The sequence below is a fragment of the uncultured Tessaracoccus sp. genome, from assembly GCF_947255005.1.
Taxonomy (GTDB): Bacteria; Actinomycetota; Actinomycetes; order Propionibacteriales; family Propionibacteriaceae; genus Arachnia.
Window position 1 is genome coordinate 1 of the sequence record NZ_CAMYFI010000096.1, and the last position, 5,511, is coordinate 5,511.

Genomic DNA, 5,511 nt, shown 5'->3' on the forward strand with positions numbered 1-5,511 from the left:
GCTGTGTGCTAGCCTCGCTGCATTCGCGCTCGCTGGGGGTATGACGCTGGGTGGCGTTACCGTCGCGAACGCCGACGACGCCACGCCGGAGATGGATAAGCTCTGCGTAGACGCCGACTCCAATTGTTACTGCGACATCACACTGGAAAGCGCCTCCACGGTGACTGAGGGTGAAACTGTCGTCGTCAGCGTGATCGGCAACCCCGAAGTCACCGTCGAGCTGGCAATCTTCGGGCATACCCCCGTTGGCTTCACGCTCATTGGCAGCAAGGTGCCCGTCACGCTCAACGCCGAGGGCGAGGGCTCCGCTGAGCTCACCGTTCCGGAGCTCGTCGACCACGTTGGTGGCGAGGAGTTCGTCGTGGCCACCTCCGATTTCGTGGATGCTGCCACTGAGGTGGAAGGCACCGTCTACGCAGACTTCACCGTGCGCTCCCGCAACGCCGCTCTCGTGGGAGACCCCGCCGGCGACGGTACCGCCGACAACCCCTTTGTGCTGAAGCTCGGTTACGGCCTCCAGGGTGATGCGTTCAAAGTTCAGGCCCTCGTAAACGGCACGTGGATGGACTTCCACAACGTCGGTGACAACGCCGCCATCGGTGAAGACGGCACCACCGAGCTGACGGTCACCTCACCGGAGGTTGCTGATGGCGAGTACGAGGTGCGTCTCTTCAACGTCACCAAGAACGTTGCAGGCCCCGTCCAGGCTTTGCTCTACATCGGTGTTGCCTCCGACGAGGACGACGACGGTGCTGACGACGGTGGCGACAAGGGCGGCGAGACCGGCCCGAAGAAGCCCAGCTTGCCTTCCACCGGCGTGTGATTGTCTTCTCGCGGGCTGCGCGCTTTCGCCGTTGACGCCCCTGCGGGCGGCTGCTCCCAAGGACTTGGGGGTGGCCGCCCATAACTATTTGGCAGATTCGGTAAAGAAGCCTGCCAACGGTGGTGCCTTCTGACCCGCCGCGCCCCGTAGTATGGCGTTCAGCATGCGGTCACACGAACGTGTGCCGGTACTGAATACCCTGGGAAGGAACCTATGTTGAAGAAGATTGTCTCCGGTGCGGCCGCGGTCGCAATCGCGGCAGGCCTCAGCGTCGCGGCGATCACGCCGGCGCACGCACTGACCTCGGACATGGCCAACAAACTCTGTGCCGTGAATGAGGCAGGCAAGGCCACCATCGACTGCAAGATCGTCGCTGCTGACTACACCGTGCAGGAGGGCGCCAAGGTTGAACTGACAGTCAAGGGGGCCGTTGGCTCCGATGTCTCGTTCGCGATGTTCGTTGCCACCGACAAGGGCCTCGAGAAGGTCTCCGACGACCAGGCCGTCACGCTCCCTGCGGAGCCCGCCTATCCGGGCGCCACGGACGTCAGCCAGAAGATGGTCTTCCAGGTCCCTGCCCTCAAAGACCACTTTGGTGGCAAGTTCGTTATCACGCTGGCTGACACCCCGGCCGATGCCAAGCTGGTGCAGCAGCTCACCCAGCAGGTGACTGTCCGCTCCGCCAATGCCCGCATCAGCGGTCACTTGGCCCCGATGGGCAACAACCCGCAGTGGCGTTTCGACACCTCCGACGGCATCAAGGGTCACGAGTTCAAGATCCAGGCGAACGTCGACGGCAAGTGGATCGATTTCCCCGCAGCCAAGAACGACGGCGCCCACGCCACTGACGACGACGGCTACTCCCGCTTCTACGCCCTCTCCCCGAAGGTGAAGAACGGCACCTACCCGGCGCGCCTGTTCAACATCACCACGGGCAAGCCCGGCCCCGAGCAGGGCACGTTCTACATCGGCGTTGAGAAGGACGACAACGCCGGTGACAAGGGCGGCAACAAGGGCGGCGACAACGACCGCGATCAGGGCGGCAACAAGGGCGGCAAGCCCGGCAAGGCCGGCTCGAAGAAGCCCAGCTTGCCTTCCACCGGCGTCTGACCCTTTCATTCCTCCTACACTTGGACGAGCGGTCACCCCTTCGGGGCGGCCACTCGTCTGCGTTATGGGGTGGGCTACGAGCGAATGCGCGACTGAGCGCACGCCAGATGCCGAAAACCGCCCACAAATGCCCGAAATCGCCATCTGTTGTGCGCTCAGTCGCGCAATGGGCACTGCACGGTTGTGTGCCACGTTGAATCTTGGCGCCGGTAGAATGCCTGCATGCCTGTCAATGAGCCAGCGAAGCGCCTCCGCGCCAGCGATGAGGAGCGCGACTACGTGCTGTACCTTCTTCAGCAGGCGCACGCGGCCGGACGACTCGATGTCGATGAACTGAGCGAACGCCAAGACCGCACGTTCTCCGTGAAATACGCCGACGAGTTCGTCCCTCTGCTCGAGGATCTCCCGGAGGGCGCCGAGGTGGTGGCCGTGCTGCGGCCGCAACCGGCACCGGAGCCGCGGCGGGCCAACCCACTGCGCTTTGCCGCCCCCGTGTTCAGCGGCAATCGAAGCGTCGCCATCCTCTCAGGAAAAGACATCATGCTGGCGAGCGGCACCACCAGCTACACGCTGCTGAGCTTCATGGGCGGCGACACCGTCAACATCAGCAACTGCATGGGACCCGGCGTGACACTGGTGATCGAATCGCAGGCCGTGCTCGGCGGGGCCACCATCAAAGTGCCGCTCGGAGTGCACATCGTCGACGAATCGTCCAATGTCGTGGGTGGGAACACCATCAGGAAGAATGCGCGCGGCGACGGCTCGAACGGCACGCTGGTGCTGCGCGGCAACTCCATTCTCGGCGGGAACACGGTGAAGCTTGCCTGACTTCGACGGGCGCTCAATGCTGGCTCGGCTGCTTGACGTGCCCGCCTTCGCCGGGCTCCCCGTCGTGGCGCAGCTTACGGAGATACAGCCCGGGCGCACGGTGGTGCAGGCCCCGCCTGGGACGGGGAAGACGACGGCGGTGCCGCCGGCCGTCGGGGATCTGGTGCCGGGGCGGGTCGTGGTAACGGAGCCCAGGCGCATCGCGGCGCGGACGGCTGCCGGAAGGCTTGCGGCGTTGAGCGGTACGCAGCCGGGGGAGTACGTCGGGTACACGGTGCGGGGCGACTCGACGGCGCGCGCGTCGTCGAAGGTGGAGTTTGTCACAACGGGGGTGCTGCTGCGGCGGTTGCTGCGCGATCCGGAGTTGTCGGGTGTGGGTGCGGTTGTGCTCGATGAGGTGCACGAGCGGCACCTCGACGCCGATCTCACCCTCGCCATGGTTGCAGAGCTGGCGGAACTGCGCGACGAGCTCACCGTCGTCGCGATGTCGGCCACGCTCGACGCGGCCCGGTGGGCGGAGCTCATGGGCGGGGCGCGCGTGGTGGAGGTGCCGAGCGTGTTGCATCCGCTCGACGTGGGCTGGGCGCCCGCGCGGGGTGGGGCGCTCAATGAGCGTGGGGTACGTGACGAGTTCCTTGACCACGTCGCGGAGGTGGCTGCCGCGGAGTTTGGGCGGGCGGAAGGCTCTGCGCTGGTGTTTGTGCCGGGTGCGCGGGAGGTCGACGGTGTGGTGGCGCGGTTGGGTGCGTGTGGGGTGCGGGCGCTGCCGTTGCATGGGCGCTTGGATGCCCGCGCGCAGGATGCCGCGCTTGCCGAGGAGGGTGGAGCGCGCGTTGTGGTGGCGACGGCGGTGGCGGAGTCGTCGCTGACGGTGCCAGGGGTGCGGTTGGTGGTGGATGCGGGGCTGTCGCGCGAACCGCGCTTTGACCAGGCCCGCGGCATGGCTGGGCTGGTGACGGTGCGGGAGTCGCAGGCGGCGGCCACGCAGCGCGCCGGGCGTGCAGCCAGGCTGGGGCCGGGGCGCGCGGTGCGCTGTTTCTCAGCCGACGAGTGGGCGGGCATGGCGGAAGAGCAGACGCCGGAGGTGCTCGTCGCGGATCTCACCGACGCGCTGCTGGCGCTCGCGTGCTGGGGTAGTCCGCGCGGCGAGGGGATGGCCTTGCCGACTGCGCTCCCGGAGGCGGGTGTGGCGCGGGCGGAGGGGGAGCTGCGGGCGTTGGGGCTGGTGGATGAGGATGGGCGCGTCACCGAGCTCGGGCGGCGCGTGGCGGCGATGCCGCTGGAGCCGCGCTTGGGTGTCGCGCTGCAGGCGGGCGCTGACAAGTTTGGCGCTCGGACTGCCGCCGAGGTGGTCGCCATGCTGGCAGATTCCCCGTCGGGTGATCTGGCGACGGAGCTCGCGCGGCTGAGGCGCGACCGCCCGCGCGCGTGGGTGCGGGAGGCCGACCGCCTGGCGGGTCTCGTCGGCCCGGCGCGACCCTGCCACCATGGCGTATCCCCGCCCGGCAGGTGCAACCTGTGCGGCTCAGTTGCGGATCAAGTGTCAGGTGCCTCGCCGGATGTCGCCGGGTTTGTGGTGGCGACGGCGCGTCCAGGCTGGGTTGCGAGGGCGCGCGGCGAGGGGGAGTTCCTGGCGGCCTCGGGCACCGGGCTGACGGCGCCGCGCGGGCTGACGCTGCGCGGGCCGTGGCTGGCGGTGTGGGAGACGCAGCGCGTCGGCGGCCTGGGGCTGGTGCGCGCCGCCGTCGAGATTCCCGAGTGGCTGGCGCTGGAAGTGGGCGACGTGCGCACCGCCCGCGAAGCCACGTTCGACGGGCGCGTGCGGGTGCGGGAGATCCGTCGGCTCGGCGCCATCGAGCTGAGCGCGACGCCCGCCAAGGTCACCCCCGACGTCGGTGAGCCCGCCGTGCGCGCGGCCCTGGCCAGTCGGGGGCTCGGTCTCTTTCGATGGTCCGACGGTGCGACGGCCCTGCGTCGACGCCTTGGCTGGCTGCACCGCATACTCGGCGACCCGTGGCCCGACGTGAGTGATGAATCGCTCCTGGCAAGGGTCGACGAGTGGATGCTCCCCGAGATCGACGAGCTGTCGCGCGGGGCCGACGCCTCGTCGGTGCAACTGCTGCCGGCGCTTCGTAGGCTCCTGCCTTGGCCCGACGCGGCGCGCCTCGACGAGCTCGCGCCCGAGCGGATCGAGGTGCCGAGCGGACGGTACGTGCGGCTGGAATATCCCGACGGCGACGGCCCTGTGGTGTGTGCGGTGAAGCTGCAGGAGTGCTTTGGGTTGACGGCGACGCCCACCGTCGGCGACGGGCGCGTGCCGGTGCAGATGCGCCTGCTGTCGCCGGCGGGCCGACCGCTAGCGGTCACCGACGATCTCGCGTCGTTTTGGGCGAACGCCTACCCGCAGGTGCGCGCCGAAAACCGCGGTCGCTACGTCAAACACCCGTGGCCCGACGATCCCCTCACCGCCCCCGCCAAGCGCGGCACCAACCGCCAGTCGTTCTGAGCGCCGGGCGGTGCCCGTCGAGGCCGGCCTGTGCCCGTCGGGCACAGGTAACCTGTGCGGCTCAGTTGCGGAACATGTGTCACCTGCCTAGCCGCGACGAGGCGCCGTCGGGAAGCAGATGACACTTCATCCGCTCAGTTGCCGCACAGGTTGCACGTGCCGCCGGAGCCACCCAGACCCGGCGGCGCCCCAAGATAGATCAAGTTCGTGGCTCGTCTATCCACCACGAACTTGATCTATCTTG

Annotated in this window: 4 protein-coding genes; all 4 read left to right on the plus strand. The window is 68.2% G+C overall.

What is annotated here, in order from left to right:
• Positions 1-823 (plus strand): hypothetical protein (locus Q0X61_RS12415; RefSeq protein WP_297743097.1); only part of this gene is annotated, 823 nt, incomplete at its 5' end.
• A 213-nt stretch (positions 824-1,036) separates the two neighbouring features.
• Positions 1,037-1,933: a hypothetical protein gene (locus tag Q0X61_RS12420; RefSeq protein ID WP_297743098.1), complete on the plus strand. Its 897-nt coding sequence runs from the start codon at positions 1,037-1,039 to the stop codon at positions 1,931-1,933.
• A 222-nt stretch (positions 1,934-2,155) separates the two neighbouring features.
• Complete coding sequence (locus Q0X61_RS12425; RefSeq protein ID WP_297743100.1) at positions 2,156-2,761, plus strand: DUF1707 domain-containing protein; 606 nt, start codon at positions 2,156-2,158, stop codon at positions 2,759-2,761.
• Entirely contained in the window at positions 2,754-5,267 is a 2,514-nt protein-coding gene (gene hrpB, locus Q0X61_RS12430) for an ATP-dependent helicase HrpB (protein ID WP_297743102.1), read from the plus strand. The genes Q0X61_RS12425 and hrpB overlap by 8 nt, the downstream gene beginning before the upstream one ends.
• The last annotated feature ends 244 nt before the right edge of the window (positions 5,268-5,511 follow it).